This window comes from Pseudomonas sp. GX19020, from assembly GCF_023371075.1.
Classification (GTDB): Bacteria; Pseudomonadota; Alphaproteobacteria; order Rhodobacterales; family Rhodobacteraceae; genus Pseudogemmobacter.
On sequence record NZ_JAMCCR010000009.1, the window covers coordinates 61,133 to 75,591 of the forward strand.

14 protein-coding genes are annotated in these 14,459 nt (G+C 62.6%); 6 read left to right on the forward strand and 8 right to left on the reverse strand.

Annotated elements, in window-relative coordinates; translation table 11 throughout:
* Window positions 1-33 precede the first annotated feature (33 nt).
* The 4 genes from M3484_RS14575 (at window position 34) to M3484_RS14590 (ending at window position 4,632) form a co-directional block, all read left to right on the forward strand.
* Window positions 34-1,308: a glycosyltransferase gene (locus M3484_RS14575; protein ID WP_249497431.1), complete on the forward strand. Its 1,275-nt coding sequence runs from the start codon at window positions 34-36 to the stop codon at window positions 1,306-1,308.
* An 87-nt stretch (window positions 1,309-1,395) separates the two neighbouring features.
* The gene (locus M3484_RS14580) at window positions 1,396-2,682 is read left to right on the forward strand and encodes a lipoprotein-releasing ABC transporter permease subunit (RefSeq protein ID WP_249497432.1); all 1,287 of its coding nucleotides are present in this window, start codon (window positions 1,396-1,398) and stop codon (window positions 2,680-2,682) included.
* Window positions 2,675-3,349 (forward strand): ABC transporter ATP-binding protein, encoded by a 675-nt coding sequence (locus M3484_RS14585; protein ID WP_249497433.1) that lies wholly within the window; start codon window positions 2,675-2,677, stop codon window positions 3,347-3,349. Before M3484_RS14580 ends, M3484_RS14585 begins: the two co-directional genes overlap by 8 nt.
* Window positions 3,350-3,636: 287 nt before the next feature.
* Window positions 3,637-4,632, forward strand: a complete 996-nt coding sequence (locus M3484_RS14590) for a lysylphosphatidylglycerol synthase domain-containing protein (protein WP_216279363.1) — start codon at window positions 3,637-3,639, stop codon at window positions 4,630-4,632.
* Here the strand turns inward: M3484_RS14590 and M3484_RS14595 are convergent.
* The 7 genes from M3484_RS14595 to M3484_RS14625 all read right to left on the reverse strand — a co-directional run bounded on the left by M3484_RS14595 (window position 4,609) and on the right by M3484_RS14625 (window position 11,017).
* Window positions 4,609-5,613 carry a CobW family GTP-binding protein gene (locus tag M3484_RS14595; RefSeq protein ID WP_249497434.1) on the reverse strand — a complete coding sequence of 335 codons (1,005 nt, stop codon included), beginning with the start codon at window positions 5,611-5,613 and terminating at the stop codon, window positions 4,609-4,611. The two genes, M3484_RS14590 and M3484_RS14595, sit on opposite strands and share 24 nt — an antisense overlap.
* Complete coding sequence (locus M3484_RS14600) at window positions 5,606-5,824, reverse strand: hypothetical protein (RefSeq protein ID WP_249497435.1); 219 nt, start codon at window positions 5,822-5,824, stop codon at window positions 5,606-5,608. Before M3484_RS14600 ends, M3484_RS14595 begins: the two co-directional genes overlap by 8 nt.
* Window positions 5,825-5,911: 87 nt before the next feature.
* Window positions 5,912-6,814 carry a polysaccharide deacetylase family protein gene (locus tag M3484_RS14605; protein WP_092899546.1) on the reverse strand — a complete coding sequence of 301 codons (903 nt, stop codon included), beginning with the start codon at window positions 6,812-6,814 and terminating at the stop codon, window positions 5,912-5,914.
* Between the two features lie 26 nt (window positions 6,815-6,840).
* Window positions 6,841-7,956 (reverse strand): ABC transporter ATP-binding protein, encoded by a 1,116-nt coding sequence (locus tag M3484_RS14610; protein ID WP_249497436.1) that lies wholly within the window; start codon window positions 7,954-7,956, stop codon window positions 6,841-6,843.
* An 11-nt stretch (window positions 7,957-7,967) separates the two neighbouring features.
* Entirely contained in the window at window positions 7,968-8,795 is an 828-nt protein-coding gene (locus M3484_RS14615; RefSeq protein WP_092899542.1) for an ABC transporter permease, read from the reverse strand.
* Between the two features lie 7 nt (window positions 8,796-8,802).
* Window positions 8,803-9,675, reverse strand: a complete 873-nt coding sequence (locus M3484_RS14620; RefSeq protein ID WP_092899540.1) for an ABC transporter permease — start codon at window positions 9,673-9,675, stop codon at window positions 8,803-8,805.
* 52 nt (window positions 9,676-9,727) lie between these two features.
* Complete coding sequence (locus tag M3484_RS14625) at window positions 9,728-11,017, reverse strand: ABC transporter substrate-binding protein (RefSeq protein WP_249497437.1); 1,290 nt, start codon at window positions 11,015-11,017, stop codon at window positions 9,728-9,730.
* A gap of 267 nt (window positions 11,018-11,284) precedes the next feature.
* Here M3484_RS14625 and M3484_RS14630 point away from each other — a divergent pair, with 267 nt between their 5' ends.
* Together M3484_RS14630 and M3484_RS14635 are read left to right on the forward strand one after the other, a co-directional pair.
* Window positions 11,285-12,334: a GntR family transcriptional regulator gene (locus tag M3484_RS14630; RefSeq protein WP_249497438.1), complete on the forward strand. Its 1,050-nt coding sequence runs from the start codon at window positions 11,285-11,287 to the stop codon at window positions 12,332-12,334.
* Window positions 12,331-13,518 carry an ABC transporter substrate-binding protein gene (locus M3484_RS14635; RefSeq protein WP_249497439.1) on the forward strand — a complete coding sequence of 396 codons (1,188 nt, stop codon included), beginning with the start codon at window positions 12,331-12,333 and terminating at the stop codon, window positions 13,516-13,518. Before M3484_RS14630 ends, M3484_RS14635 begins: the two co-directional genes overlap by 4 nt.
* Window positions 13,519-13,533: 15 nt before the next feature.
* Here the strand turns inward: M3484_RS14635 and M3484_RS14640 are convergent, their stop codons facing one another.
* Window positions 13,534-14,295 (reverse strand): DeoR/GlpR family DNA-binding transcription regulator, encoded by a 762-nt coding sequence (locus M3484_RS14640; protein ID WP_249497440.1) that lies wholly within the window; start codon window positions 14,293-14,295, stop codon window positions 13,534-13,536.
* Window positions 14,296-14,459 lie beyond the last annotated feature (164 nt).

Below are 14,459 nucleotides of genomic sequence, written 5' to 3' on the forward strand. Positions count from 1 at the left end.
GTTGCGATCTGACACAGAGAAAAGGGGGAGATCATGACCGAAGATTCCCCCGATCTGCCGGCGCTGCCGCTGATCTCGCAGCGCTATCTGCTCTCGGTCCTGATCCCGTTCTACCGCGACCCGCAGGGGGAGGTTTGGCTCGGCCGTCTCTGGGCGCATGATCTGCGGGCGCATCTTGATTATATTGCCGATCTGGCCGTGCTGGCGCCGGAGGTGCGGATCACCGCGCCGGGGCCGGATATGGTGCGGGTAATGGTGCCACCGGGACGCCGGTTGCGGTTTTGCCCTTTCGGGCGGGCAGAAGGGCACGCGCTGCGTGTGGTTTTCGCCCTGCCAGGCATGGCGCTGGCGGCGTGGCGCGCAGTGGGCGCGGCAGAGATCGTGCATTCTGGCGTGGCGGGATGGCCTCTGCCGCCTGGGCTGGTGCTTAACCCGGTTGCAGTGCTGCGCCGGCGCCCGCTTGTGATGATGATCGAAAGCGCCTTCTGGCGGCTGCCGGACCCGGCTCGCGCGGGGCGCAAGGCGCGGCTGCGCGCCCGTCTGACGGAAAGCTTCGCGCGCTGGTCGATGCGCCGCGCCCGGCTTGGGGTCTATACCAGTGAAGCATATCGCGAGAGCCTGCCCGTTGGCGCGCAGGGCAGGGCACTGGTGCTGCCGGCGAGCTGGATCTCGGAGGAGATGATCCTGAGCGACGCTCAGATGCAGGCCGCATGGGCCGCAAAAAGCGATGTCCCGCGCTTTCTGATGGCCTCGCGGCTGGTGGCGGAAAAGGGGATCGGGCTGTTTCTGGCAGCGCTGGAGCAGCTGGAAATGCGGGGCATTGCCCTGGCGGTTGACGTGATCGGCGAAGGGCCGATGCGCGCGGATCTTGGGGCTTTTGCGGCGCAGGCGCGGCATGTCCGGCTGGGGCTGCTGGATCCGGTGGAGTATGGCGCGCCCTTTATGGCGCTGTTGCGCGGCTATCATGCAGTGGTGGTGCCGACGACCGGCGATGAACAGCCGCGCATCCTGTTTGACGCATTTTCGCAAGGCGTGCCGGTGGTGGCGACAGCGACGACCGGCAATCGTGAGGTGGTGCAGGACGGCGTGAATGGCCGCCTTTGTGTACCCGGTCAGGCCGGAGCGCTGGCCGGGGCTCTGGCTGATCTTGTGCAGGATGCTGCGGCGCTGGCCGGTATGGCGCCAGCCGCGCTGCAGACGGCGCGGGCCTATACCCATGCCACGATGCACAGGCGGCGGGCCGGGGCGCTGGCGGATCTGTTTGGCGCTGACACGACTGTAACAGCCGATCACGAGAGGCTTTCTTGACCTTTCGCGCCTCAAAGGCCACTTTCCGCGCCAATGAACGGGCACCGGCCCGGCAAGACCGAAGAAACGGGCATGAGGACCGGGCATATGGCTGAAAAGACCGCACCTTTCGCCGCTTTTGAGTGGCTGATCGCCTGGCGCTATCTGCGCGCGCGCCGTGCCGAGGGCGGGGTCTCGGTGATGACCTGGATCTCGCTGATCGGTATCACGCTTGCGGTTGCGGCGCTGATCGTGACCCTCGCCGTTCGCGCCGGGTTCCGTGAGGAATTTGTCGATACGATCCTTGGCGCCAATGCGCATGTGACGCTCTGGTCTTCAGAGCGGACCGATGAGGCCGGCGTGAGGATCCGGGGGTTTGCGGATTATGAGGGGCTCGCCGCCCGCGTGGCCGAAGTGCCAGGGGTGGAGCGTGCGGCGCCGCTGATCCGGGGTCAGGTCATGGTCTCGGATGGAGAGCGCAGTGTTGGCGCTGATCTTTACGGCATCTCGCCCGAGGAGCTGGCAAAGATCCCCCGGATCGGGGTCGGATCCGATTCCATCGGCGATATTGACCAGTTTCCCGAAGGTATTGCGCTTGGCTCGGTACTGGCGCGCGATCTGGGCGTGGTCGTCGGCGACAGGGTTCGCGTGATCACGCTGAACGGTCCGAAAACGGCGATGGGGGTCAGCCCGCGCACCAAGGCCTATGAGGTCGTCTATATCTTCACCGCCGGGCGCTACGATATCGACAAGGTGCGGATGTATATGCCCTTTACCGAGGCGCAGAGCTTTCTGAACCGCGAGGGCTTTGCCGATGAGATCGAGATCATCGTGCAGGATCCGGAAAAGGTTGACGACTATGTGCTGCCGATCCTGAATGCCGCCGGGCCGGAGGCCAATCCCTGGACCTGGCGCGATTCAGCCGGGTCCTTCCTCAGGGCGCTGGATATCGAAGACAATGTGATGTTCCTGATCCTGTCGATCCTGGTGCTGATTGCCTCGCTGAACATCGTATCGGGGCTGATCATGCTGGTGAAAAACAAGGGGCGCGATATCGGCATCCTGCGCACCATGGGGCTGAGCCAGGGCTCTATCCTGCGGGTGTTTTTCATCTGCGGCGCGGTGACCGGCGTGATCGGCACCCTCGCGGGCCTGGCGCTTGGCTGCCTTGTGGCGCTGAATGTCGACCAGGTAATGGCGGGGATCGCCTGGATCAATGGCAGCCCGGTCTGGGATGCCTCGGTCCGGGGTATTTATTCGCTGCCCGCGAAATTGCAGGCAGATGACGTGATTTCGGCGGTGGCGCTTGCCTTGGGCCTGTCGTTCAGCGTGACTGTTCTTCCGGCGCGTCGCGCCGCCCGCATGGACCCGGTGGAGGCATTGCGCAATGAGTGAGGCATTGGTTCTCGAGGGGATCACCAAGGGATATAACAAGGGGAAACCCTCGGAAGTCCAGGTGTTGCGCGGCGTCGATCTGTCGATTGCGGAAGGCGAGGTCGTGGCGCTGGTCGCACCTTCGGGGGCGGGGAAATCGACGCTTTTGCATATTGCGGGCCTGCTTGATACGCCGGATCAGGGCCGGGTCGTGATGGGCGGGCGCGAGATGGGCGGCCTGTCTGACAGGCTCCGGACCGAGGCGCGGCGCGGCGATGTCGGCTTCATCTACCAGTTCCACCATCTGCTGCCCGAATTCACCGCGCTGGAAAATGTTGTGATCCCGCAGCTGGCGAATGGCGTGTCGAAATCGGAGGCATCCGCGCGGGCGCTCAATCTGCTTGAGAAGGTCGGCCTGTCAGCGAGAGCGGATCACCGCCCTGCAGCGCTTTCGGGGGGCGAGCAGCAGCGGGTCGCCTTTTGCCGCGCGCTGGCCAATGGGCCGGGGCTTTTGCTGGCCGACGAGCCGACCGGCAACCTTGACCCCGGAACCTCGGATCAGGTCTTCGGCGCGTTGATGGATCTGGTGCGCTCGACCGGGATGGGGGCGCTGATCGCGACGCATAACCTTGAGCTGGCCGCGCGTATGGACCGTGTGGTGCGTCTGAACCAGGGCAGGATGGGCTGAGCGGGCCTCTGGCCACCGCAATACATCTCGCTGGCGCCCGGAAACCACCGGCTGACCTGGCTCTGCGCGCGCAATGGTGGCAAGCCACGCAACCCTGGCGGCAGGTTCGGGCCGCGCCCGCCTGGCCGGGGCCCGCGATGCTGTGACAGCCAAACAGAATTTCGTGATTTTCTGCATTTTTCCCGGGCACCGGAATTGCCCTTGTCATGGAATGCGGTTCCAATAGTGGCAACTTGCCGGGGATTATTTTGTTGCCGGCGGGGCCAAAAACAACAGGACAATGGCACGTGGCAGGTACGACGTCAGGCGGCGCGAAGTGGAAGAAATTCATCTGGCCGGTGATCGGCCTGTTGGCAATCGGGATTTCCTTCTGGTTTCTGACGCATGAGCTGAAAGATATGTCCTGGGAGGCGCTCTGGGCCGGCTTCGGGGCAATCAATTCCTGGCACTGGCTGCTGATCGTGCTCTGCACGCTCGCCTGCTATATCAATCTTGCCTTTTATGACGTGATCGCGCTGCAGCATCTGCGCAAAAAGGTGAGCTTTCCCTTTGTTGTCGGCTGTGCCCTGACCACCTATTCGCTTGCCCATACCATTGGTGCCTCTGCCTTTTCCGGCGCCGTGATCCGCTACCGCGCCTATACGACCAGGGGGCTTTCGGGGCCCGAAGTGGGGGTGCTGGTCACTTTCTGCTCGCTGACCTTCAGCCTTGCCGTGATGATCGTTCTGGGTTTTGCCTTTCTCCTGACGCCGGGTCTGGGCGAGCGCGTATCCACCCATATCTCGCCGCATGTGGTGCAATGGGCGGCGCTGGTTACGCTGGCAATTGTGGTGGCCTATCTGGCCTCTTCGGCGCTTGGTCTGCCGGATCTGAAGATCCGTAATTTCCGCATTTCTTACCCGCGGTTTTCCATCGCGCTGAAGCAGGTGACGATTGCACCGGTGGAGCTGCTTTTTGCCGCCGGCATCCTCTATTTCGCGCTGCCTGAGGCGAATAACCCTGGATATATGGTGGTCATGGGGGTGTTCGTGGTCGGCTTCTCACTGGCGCTGCTGTCGCATGCGCCAGGTGGGATCGGGGTGTTCGAGCTGGCGGTGATCACCGGCCTGCCGGAATTTCCACCCGAGACGGTGCTGGCGGCGCTGTTGGTGTTCCGGCTTTTCTATCTGATGTTGCCGCTGGTTCTGGGCCTCGTGCTGGTCGCGCTGTTCGAATCCGGTCAGCTGAAAGCGAAACGCGCCCTGGAAAAAGCCGGCGGGTCAGCCGCCAAAGCGGGCCCATGACTGCGCGATAAGACCGGCATCAAAATTGCGCCCTATCAGCACGATGACACCTTCCTCGGGCTGCGGCCCGGCGAAGGTCTCGGGCATGATCTCTGGCAGGATCTCGGGCGGCTGCATCACATGGCGCACGGATTGCAGCAGGAGCCGCCCCGCCGGCGTCCGCACCACACCCTTGACGCGGATGACATCTTTGCCCCGCGCGAAGAGGAGCGCGGAAAGCCAGGTCGAAAGCGCCACCCAGCCGAGGACATCATCATCGCGCGAGGCTCCTCCGATCGTCAGCCGGAAAGGCCGGATCGGTGCGTCCGGTGTGTCGGCCCTGGCGGCTGGCAGCGCATAGGGCTGACCCGGTTCGGGCAGATCACGGGGGATCCCGAGCTCTGCCGCTTCGATCCGGGCACCGGGGTTCAGCAGCCGCAGCGTTGCCAGCAGGCGGGCGGTCTGATCCGGCGGAGCCGATGCGGTTTTGGTCATTATAATGCGGTCGGCTGTCTCAGCCTGGGCACGCGCCAGCGGCTCTTCCAAAAGCTGCGATGTCCCGTGTTGCGCATCGGCGAGCACGATTATTTCTGACAGACGGAGCCGGCGGGCGAGGATGGGGTCTGCGGCAATGGCACTCGCGATGACGCCCGGATCGGCGAGGCCACTGGTCTCGAGCAGGATGCCGGTCGTTTTTCCTGCGTCCTGACCGCTGGCCTGATCGCAGATGTCGCGCAGCGTCGCAATCAGTGTCGTCAGGCCTTCGCAACAGGCGCAGCCCCCGGCGAGGACCGTAAGTCGAGTGGCCTTGCCCAGGAGCAGATTGTCTACCGGCGTTCCCGCAGCCTCGTTGACGATAATATGCTGATCGCGGAGCAATCCCTGATGCAGCTGATGGCGCAGCCAGCTGCTTTTCCCGGCCCCGAGAAAACCGCCAAGGATGGTCAGTGGCAAAAGGTCATCGCCTTTGGCGTTCTGCCCCTGGAGAGAAGTCTCAGTCATTGTTGAGCACGGTCAGCGAAAGCGGGTCCACCGGTGTTCCGGCCATACGGGAAGCCACCGCCCAGAGGTTGTCGAGATCGGCCACAAGCTCCCTTGCGCCGCCGGGTGCAAAGAGCTGCAGCCCGGGCGTCACACCGTCATCATAGGCCTTTAACCCCCAGGGCGCGAGCAGCCGGTTGATCGCGGCCACCCGGATGAAGCGCAGTCGCAACCTGTCGCCGGGGGTAGAGCCCCCGGCATCAGTCCAATGCCCGGGCCGGCTTGGAAACCCACAGGCGGAACACATATCGCCCCCGTTTCAGATCACCTCTGGCCGCTTACCGCTTTCAAACGGATAGCGTTTGCGGAAGTCATCGGTGATCTGTTCAAACGTCGCCCATTCGACGCCATCATGGCCATTAATGTATTCGATAAGCCGTTCCAGCATCAGCAGAACCTGCGGGCGCCCGGCCACATCCGGGTGGATGGTGAAGGCAAAGACCGCATAATCCATTTCGCGGTAGACCCAGTCGAACTGGTCGCGCCACAGCTCTTCGATATCGCGCGGATTGACGAAGCCGTGGCTGTTGGGCGACTTCTTCATGAACATCATCGGCGGCAGATCGTCGACATACCAGTTGGCCGCGATATCGACGAGATCGATCTCGCGCCCGTGTTTCAGCGGATGCATCCAGTCTTTGGCCTGTTTGGTGTAATCGATGACATTCCATTCATCGCCGACACGCGCATAGAAGGGCTGGAAATCCCGATAGCCCTGGCTGTGATCATAGCTGAAATTGTATTTCTGCAGCAAAGCTGCCGTCGAGTTCGACATTTCCCACCAGGGCGCCACATAGCCGCGCGGCGGGCGGCCTGTCAGCTTGTCGATCAGTTCGATGGATTTGACGAGAACATCCTCCTCCTGTTGTGGCGTCATCGCGATCGGGTTTTCATGCAGGTAGCCATGGGCGCCGACCTCATGGCCTGCATCCACGATCATCCGCATTTCTTTCGGAAAGGTTTCCAGCGAGTGGCCGGGGATAAAAAAACTGGTCTGGAGATCGTATTTTTTGAACAGCCGCAGCAGCCGGGGGATGCCGACCTCGGTCGCGAAGATGCCGCGCTGGATGTCTGACGGGCTGTCGCCGCCGCCATAAGACCCGATCCAGCCAGCGACCGAATCAATATCGGTGCCGAAGGCGCAGTAGATTTTCTTGGCCATGTTATCCTCCTGTTAACGGATTTGCCTCAGTCTTCCAGAGGCGCTCCGGCGGAATTGTTCGTGCCTTTCAGATGGTGGCTTGCGGTGGGCTCCCAACTGGCATGGATGGTCTCGCCGACCGTGATGGGCCGTGCGAACCAGGCTTCATCGGGCAGGTAGATGATGAATTCTTCGCGCGATCCCGTATCGAGGGCGACTTTGACGAAAGTGCCCTGGTATTCGGTGTTGATGACCTTGCCGGTAAGCCCGTTTCTTGCGGGGGTATCTGGCGAGAGGTGAATGCGGTCGCGGCGGACCGAGAAACGAATTTCCGCGCCCGGGGTCACTCCTGGCGCGGAGGGCAGGTCATAGCGGTGCCCATCCGCGGTGGTGACGCTTGCCGAATCGCCCGAGGTGCTTTCGACCTTGCCTGCCAGCACATTCTGGCCGCCCATAAACCGGGCCACATAGGGGCTGTGCGGGTGGTTATAGATGTCGCGTGGTGAGGCGGCCTGTTCGATCAGCCCGTGATCCATGACGACGACCTGATCGGCCAGCGCGATGGCTTCTGGCTGGGTATGGGTGACATGGATGAAGGTGATCCCAAGCTCGTTTTGCAGGCGCTTCAGTTCAACCCGCATCCGCAGGCGCAGGAATTCGTCAAGCGCAGACAGCGGCTCATCCAGCAGGAGGACCTTTGGATTCGTGATCAGGGCGCGCGCCAGTGCCACCCGCTGTTGCTGTCCGCCAGACAGTTCCGAGGGCAGGCGGTCCGCGAGATGGCCCAGTTGTACGCGGTCCAGCATCTCACGGGCCTTGAGGCGACGGGCTTCGGTTGCCTCGCCTTTCACGCGCAGCGAGAAGGCGACGTTGTCGGTCAGCGAAAGATGCGGGAAGAGGGCGTAATTCTGGAACATCAGCGCCGTGCAGCGGCTGCCGGTTTTCGCATGGGTGACGTCCTGCCCGCCGATGGAAATATTGCCGGAGGAGGGGGTCTCGTGCCCGGCAATCATCCGCAAAAGTGTGGTCTTGCCGCAGCCAGAGGGGCCGATCATGCAGCAGTAAGACCCGCCCTCGATCACCAGATCGACATTGTTGACCGCCTTCACCGACCCGTAAAGCTTGGTTACGCCCTTGATATCAATACGGCTTACATCAGACATAGTCAGTTTCCTCACTTCGCGCGGGCACGGCGTTTCTGGATTAGGGCGATGCCGGCGAAGGCCAGTGCGATGACGGCGAAGCTGAGCACCGAAGTCACGGTGCCGATCGCGTAAAGCGCGGGTGTGGTCACATTCGTCGTCATATTTGAGATCTCGATGGGCAGGGTATTCCTGCCGCCTACCGTCAACAGTGAGCGCGGCATTTCATCGTAAGACAGGGTAAAGCCGAACAGTGCCACGGCGATCAGACCGGGGAACAGGATCGGCACGGTCACATAGCGCAGGGTCTGCCAGGGGGTGGCGCCGGCATCGCGGGCGGCCTCTTCCCAGGAGCCGTCAAACCGGTTCAGAACCGCGAACATGATCAAAAGGCCAAAAGGCAGGGTCCAGCTCAGATGCGCGCCCAGGCCCGAAAGCCACCAGTTCAACCTAAAGCCAAGCAGCTGGAACAGTTGCGAAATCCCTAGGCCGAGCAGGATCCCCGGCACCACGAGGCTGGTGATCGCCAGGTAAAACAGCGGCCCGGCACCGATGAACCGCTTGCGAAAGGCGAGGCCGGCGAAAAGGCAGACGATTGCGGTAATGGCCAGAGACATCGCGCCCAGAACCATCGACCGCCGGAAGGCGCCGCCAAGATCGCCATAGCGCGTTGAGGTCCAGAGGTCGTTGAACCAATGGGTCGAGACGCCACGCAACGGGAAGGTCAGCCCGCCCGTTGGCCCCTGGAAGCTGAGGATGAAGATCACCAGCATCGGGCCGTAAAGAAAGATTACGAAAAGCGCGAAAAACGCCGCCAGCAGGTAAAATCCGAGCCCGCGTTTTTGGGTTGCCTGTGACATTACACCCTCACTTCGCCAGTTCAGAGCGGATATCGACGATCCTCAGGATCGCCGAGACCATCAGCAACACGACCACGATCAGCAGAACCGCCATCGCGGCAGCTTCCGGGTAGAACAACTGGTCGATCTGGTTCTTCATCGCCGAGACGACCGATGCGCTTTGCCCGCCGCTCATGACACGGACGACGAAGAAATCGCCCATCACCAGCGTGACGACAAAGATCGAGCCAAGCGCGATCCCGGTGCGAGACAGCGGCACGATCACCGTCCAGAGGATCTGCCAGCCCGAGGCGCCGGCATCGCGGGCGGCTTCGATCAGGTTCGGGTTGATTTTGGCCATCGAGTTGAAGATCGGCACGATCATGAACAGGGTGAAGAGATGGATATAGGTCAGGACCACCGCGAAGTCGGAATAAAGCAGGATATCAAGCGGTTGATCGATCACCCCGGCTGATATCAGCGCCTGGTTGAAGACGCCCTCGCGGCCCAGAAACGGGATCCAGGACACCATGCGGATGACGTTCGATGTCCAGAATGGAATGGTGCAGAGCAAAAACAACCCGATCTGCCATTTCAGGTTCCGCACATGGAACACGAGAAAATACGAACAGGTGAAGCCGATCAGCATGGTCGCGATCAGGGTCAGCGCGGCGTATTTCAGCGTGTTCAGAAACAGTGTCAGCGTGACCGGCGAGGTCAGCACCTGCGCATAGTTGTCCCAGGTGAATTCCGGGTAGATCGTGATGCCATCGGTTTGCCAGAAGCTTAAAAGCAACACGGTGATCAGCGGAATACCCACCATCGCCAGCATGATCAGCGCCAGCGGCGCGACCTGGAGATAGGGCGTCAGCGGCGAAGATCGCCCGGAAGAACGCGACATTGATTAACCTCGTGAGAGTGCCGGCGGGGCGCGACCCCCGCCGGAAATTGGATCAGGCCGAGACGAATTCGTTCCAGCGCTGCACCATGTAGCGCTCTTCATCCATCACAGTGTTCCAGCAGGCGACATTGCCCATGCGGGCCTCGAACGAGCCGCCATCACGCACAGCGCCCGCCTTGTCCATCACCGCGCCGTAAGGGTCGAGGATGTCCTCTTTCGCGGCCTGGCCTTCATACCAGTAGCCCCATTCATTCTCGGTCAGCTGTTCCTTTGCCGTGGTCGGCACCGAGGAATAATAGCCCTGCCGCGCGATGAACGCGCCCTGCCAGCCCGAGAGATACCAGTTCAGATATTCATAGGCGGCTTCAAGTTTGATGCCTTCGAGGTGCTTCATCAGCCCCATGCCAAGGCCCCAGCCGCGGTAGCCCTCTTTCAGCCCCTGATAGACGCAGGCAGTGCCGCGCGATTTCACCGCCGTCACGGCGGGCGACCACATCGACTGGATCACCACCTCGCCACCCGCCATCAGGTTGACGGATTCGTCAAAGGTCGACCAGAAGGCCCGGAACTGACCGGCTTTCTTCAGCTCGATCAGGCGGTTGATCGTGGTGTCGATCTCTTCCTTCGTCATGTTGCCTTTGTCGCCATAGGTCAGCTCGCCCAGAGCCTCCATCGCCATGGCGGCGTCCATGATGCCGATCTGCGGGATGTTCACCAGCGCGGTCTTGCCCTTGAATTCCGGGTTGAACAGCTCGCCCCAGCTTTCCACCGGGCGCCCGATCAGGTCTGGCCGGATGCCGACCGTGTCGGCATTGAAGATGGTCGGCATCGTGGTGGCGAACTCGGTCGGGCTGGCAGAAAAGGCGGTGTCGCCCGGACCGCCGGTATACATCACCTTGACCGGCGTGGTGCCCTGCATCGACTGGGCGGATCCGTCGAAATTCTTGCCGTCCTTCATCACCGGCGTGATATCGCCCCATTTCGCGATCTTCGCCACTTCGACCGGCTGCAGCTGGCCCGAGCGCCAGACCTTCTGCATCGCCCAGAATTCCAGATCGGCAATGTCGATGGCCTCGGGCTGGTTCACCACCTTGGCCATCAGTGAGGTGCTGTCAGCGGTTTGCGGCACGATTTTGAACCCGAGATCGGCCGAGGCCTTTTCGCAGATATCGGCGATCACCGAATAAGAGGGCCCCACCTGGTTGAGCGTGATGTCTTTGATTGTCTGGGCCCAGATCATCGGCGCGCCGAGAATCCCCGAACCCACTGCCGCGCCGGCTCCGGCGGCTGAGGCTTTCATAAAGCCCCGGCGGCTGAGGCCCGGTTTCTTGCTGGTCGTCATGGTCATTCTCCCTGTTGCTGGAGGTGGCCTGCCGGGTCTTCTGACCGGTCAGGCGCTGATGCGAACTATCCGGAGCGGATATCACTCTGACAAGTACGCTAGCAAAGTGTTCTTAGGATGCAATGCACAATTTTTATCTGGAAAGATGTAAGGCATGATCGCATACTTCCGATAAGGCGCCTGAACTGCCGGATTTTCGGGCAGGTTTCCCAGTGTTTGTCGGGATCTGTGCGGCCTTTGTATGCGATGGACAGAAAGATCGGACGGATGAGCCAGGACATCACCGAATCTGCCCCGCTGATCGACCGCCCGGCGATGTCGATGGCGGCGGCGGGGTCACGTCCGGCCTTTCTCTATGTCTCGATTCGCGACCTTCTGTTCCGCAAAATCAGCAGCGGCGAGCTGCCGCCCGGGACGGTGCTGAAAGAAGCGCCGGTTGCGGGGCAGCTCGGGGTCAGCCGGGCTCCGGTGCGCCGTGCGCTCGCGCTCCTGGCCGAGGCCGGGCTGATCTTTGAGGCCGGCGGTCAGGGGTTTAAGGTTGGCCAGGCGGAGCCGGTGCAGCTGCCGCTGCGCCAGCTCCACCAGATTCTCACCGGCGAGCCGGAGGAAATCGACCGCTCGCCTTCCTGGGAGCGGATTTTCGACGAGGTGCGCGAGGAAATCACCGCCGCCATGCCTTTCGGCTCCTGGCGTATTCAGGAGGCGGCGCTTGGCGACCATTTCAATGTCAGCCGGACCGTCGCGCGCGAGGTGCTCTGGCGGCTGATGGACCGGCGCCTGGTCGACAAGGACAGCAAGTCGCATTGGATCGTCGGCCAGATGACCGCGCGCGACCTGCGCGAAACGTTGGAAATGCGGGCGCTGATGGAGCCGGCGGCGCTGGTCCAGGTGTTGCCCGGCCTCGACCGGGCCTGGCTCGCGGGGCTCGAGACGCAGGTCGCGGCACTGATCCGCGTCTTCCCGCAGGTGGACCCCCAGGCGCTGGATCAGATCGACCAGGCGATGTTTCAGGAGATGTTTGCCGGGCTGCGGAATTCGCGACTGCTGGCCTCGATCCGGCGCAACCAGATCTCGCTGGTGGTGCCGCATCTTTTCCGTCACCACTTCCCGCTGACCGATGACCTGGCCGCATTGCTTGATTACGCGCGGATCCTGCATCATCTGGGCCGGGACGAAGCCGAGGCGGCGCAGGTCCTGATGCGCAGCCATTTGTTGCGGATCGGGCGGCTTACCCTTGCGCGGCTCCGGGTGCTGTCGCTCCTGCCGCCGCCGCGCCGGGTGGCCTGGCTGATTCCGGCACATCAGGGGGGAATATGACGGACACCGTGCTGCGCGTGATCGGAACACCTGCGACCCTGACGCCTGAACTGTGCGCGCGGGCGGCGGCAGATTTGCCGTTCGGCATTCAGTTCGAGGTGCTGGACGGGCTCGATTGTCAGCGCCGCGGCGTGATGGCGCCCGAAAGCTTCGATGTTTATGACCAGTGGTTCCATTCGCTGGATCTTTTATGGACGGCGGCCTCGATCCGCCCGATCGACACAACGCGGCTCGCGCGGTGGGATGAAGTGACCATTGCAGGAACGCGCCCCGGCGCCGATGGGCGCCAACCCGGGACTTGGCCCGGAAGCCTTCTTTATGCGCAATCTGATCGCAGCCTTGCCGCGACGCCGCAGCCGGGAGCGGCGCCGCAAATATCCATGTTGCCAACAACTTACAACGTGGACAGCTTTGTCTGGACACCGGAAATGCCGGCGCTTCGCCACGCGGGAGAGCCGGAAAGCTGGGCCTGGCTTCTCGATGGGCGCTGGCATGGGCGCGCGGCCCTCGCCGCCGATCCGGCCGCAAGTGTGGTAGAACTTGCGCTGGCTGCGCGGGCGGCGGGGCTGGTCGACATTGCCGATCCGGGCGATCTGACCATCGAAGAGATCGACGCGCTTTTCGCTGTGCTGATGCCTCTGCGCCGGTCCGGACATTTCACGCGCTTCTGGGCGACATCCGATGATGCGGTGCGGCTGATGACGCCTCAGGGCAGTGGTGGCGGGCCGGTGATTTCGGCTTTGTGGTCGCCGGCCTATTACGCGATGCGGGCCATGGGACGCGATCTGCATTATGCGGCGCCGGGCGAGGGCTATCGCGGCTGGCATTCCGGACTTTGCCTTTCGGCGGCGCTGTCGGGCGAACGGCTCGACATGGCATATGCCTGGCTTAACTGGTGGCTCGACGGTGTTCCCGGGGCGATCATGGCGCGGCAGGGCTATTACATGTCGGTGGTCCAGCCGCTGCGCGACACGCTGACGCCGGCCGAATGGGCCTTTTGGTATGCGGGCGAGCCGGCCTGCGAAGATCTCGCGGGCAGTGACGGGCAGATCGTGGTCCGGCGCGGCGAGCGGCGTGAAGGCGGCAGCTATCAGGACCGTGTTGCCCGTATCGCCGTCTGGTCGACCATCATGCCTGAACATAATTACCTGATCCGGCGCTGGCGCGAGTTCCTGGGGGACTGAGGGCGCTGCGCCGGTTCAGTCGCTGGCGCGAATCAGCACGCCTTCGGCCTGCAGCGCGGCCTCGAGGTCCGGGGGCGGCGGCAGGTCGCAGATCACCTCGTCAATCGCGTCAAAGCCGCAGACCTGGACCAGGCCCTGCACTCCGAATTTCGTCGCATCCGTCACCACCACCCGTCTGCGGCCGCAGCGCAGCATGGCGAGGGCGAATTCCGCCTCCTCCAGATCGTAATCCATCACCCCGGTCAGGGCATCCATCGCCCCGGCCGAAATCACCGCATGATCGACGCTGAACCGGCTGATAAAATCTATCGCCGAGACCCCGAAGGACGCACCACTGTCGCTCCGCAGCCTGCCGCCCGCCATATAGACCTGGTTGCCGTTCACCGTGGCCAGTGTGCGGGCAATGTCTGAAGAATTCGTCACCACCACCAGCTGATGATGCTGCAAAAGCGCGCGTGCCAGCAGGCTGGTCGTCGTTCCGGTATCCAGCATGACCGAATCCCCGTCGCGGATCGTGGCGGCGGCGCGGCGCACGATGATGTCTTTCGCCGCGCGGTTTTCGCGCATCCGGCGCTCGAAGGGGGCCTCGCGCAGCGTCGAGGCCAGCCCGACCATTCCATGCATCCGCACGATTTCGCCCTGCGCGGCCAGGCTCTTCACGTCGCGACGAATGGTCTCGGCCGAGACACGCAGCCGCGCTGCAAGTTCGTTGATTCCAACCGTTCCCTGGTCCGACAGCATCGCGAGGATCTGGCCGTGACGCGGAGAGTGATCCATGAAAGCCCTGACCTCGTGACCGTTTGCGCATCTGGCGCGCGAATTTATGACCGTTTCCACAGATATCGGTCATAGTCGGTCATAAATCCACATTTTTGTTGACGCAATCCCGAAGCCACCGCCAGTCTTACACCAAGATGCGGCGACAGACTGCAGGGGGGCAT

Bases quoted from the DNA above. Each gene is read 5' to 3' on its own strand.
- M3484_RS14580 (WP_249497432.1), top strand. From the start codon at position 1,396: ATGGCTGAAAAGACCGCACCTTTCGCCGCTTTTGAGTGGCTGATCGCC.
- M3484_RS14595 (WP_249497434.1), bottom strand. From the start codon at position 5,613: ATGACTGAGACTTCTCTCCAGGGGCAGAACGCCAAAGGCGATGACCTT.
- M3484_RS14625 (WP_249497437.1), bottom strand. From the start codon at position 11,017: ATGACGACCAGCAAGAAACCGGGCCTCAGCCGCCGGGGCTTTATGAAA.
- M3484_RS14620 (WP_092899540.1), bottom strand. From the start codon at position 9,675: ATGTCGCGTTCTTCCGGGCGATCTTCGCCGCTGACGCCCTATCTCCAG.
- M3484_RS14635 (WP_249497439.1), top strand. From the start codon at position 12,331: ATGACGGACACCGTGCTGCGCGTGATCGGAACACCTGCGACCCTGACG.
- M3484_RS14615 (WP_092899542.1), bottom strand. From the start codon at position 8,795: ATGTCACAGGCAACCCAAAAACGCGGGCTCGGATTTTACCTGCTGGCG.
- M3484_RS14610 (WP_249497436.1), bottom strand. From the start codon at position 7,956: ATGTCTGATGTAAGCCGTATTGATATCAAGGGCGTAACCAAGCTTTAC.
- M3484_RS14585 (WP_249497433.1), top strand. From the start codon at position 2,675: ATGAGTGAGGCATTGGTTCTCGAGGGGATCACCAAGGGATATAACAAG.
- M3484_RS14605 (WP_092899546.1), bottom strand. From the start codon at position 6,814: ATGGCCAAGAAAATCTACTGCGCCTTCGGCACCGATATTGATTCGGTC.
- M3484_RS14575 (WP_249497431.1), top strand. From the start codon at position 34: ATGACCGAAGATTCCCCCGATCTGCCGGCGCTGCCGCTGATCTCGCAG.
- M3484_RS14630 (WP_249497438.1), top strand. From the start codon at position 11,285: ATGAGCCAGGACATCACCGAATCTGCCCCGCTGATCGACCGCCCGGCG.
- M3484_RS14640 (WP_249497440.1), bottom strand. From the start codon at position 14,295: ATGGATCACTCTCCGCGTCACGGCCAGATCCTCGCGATGCTGTCGGAC.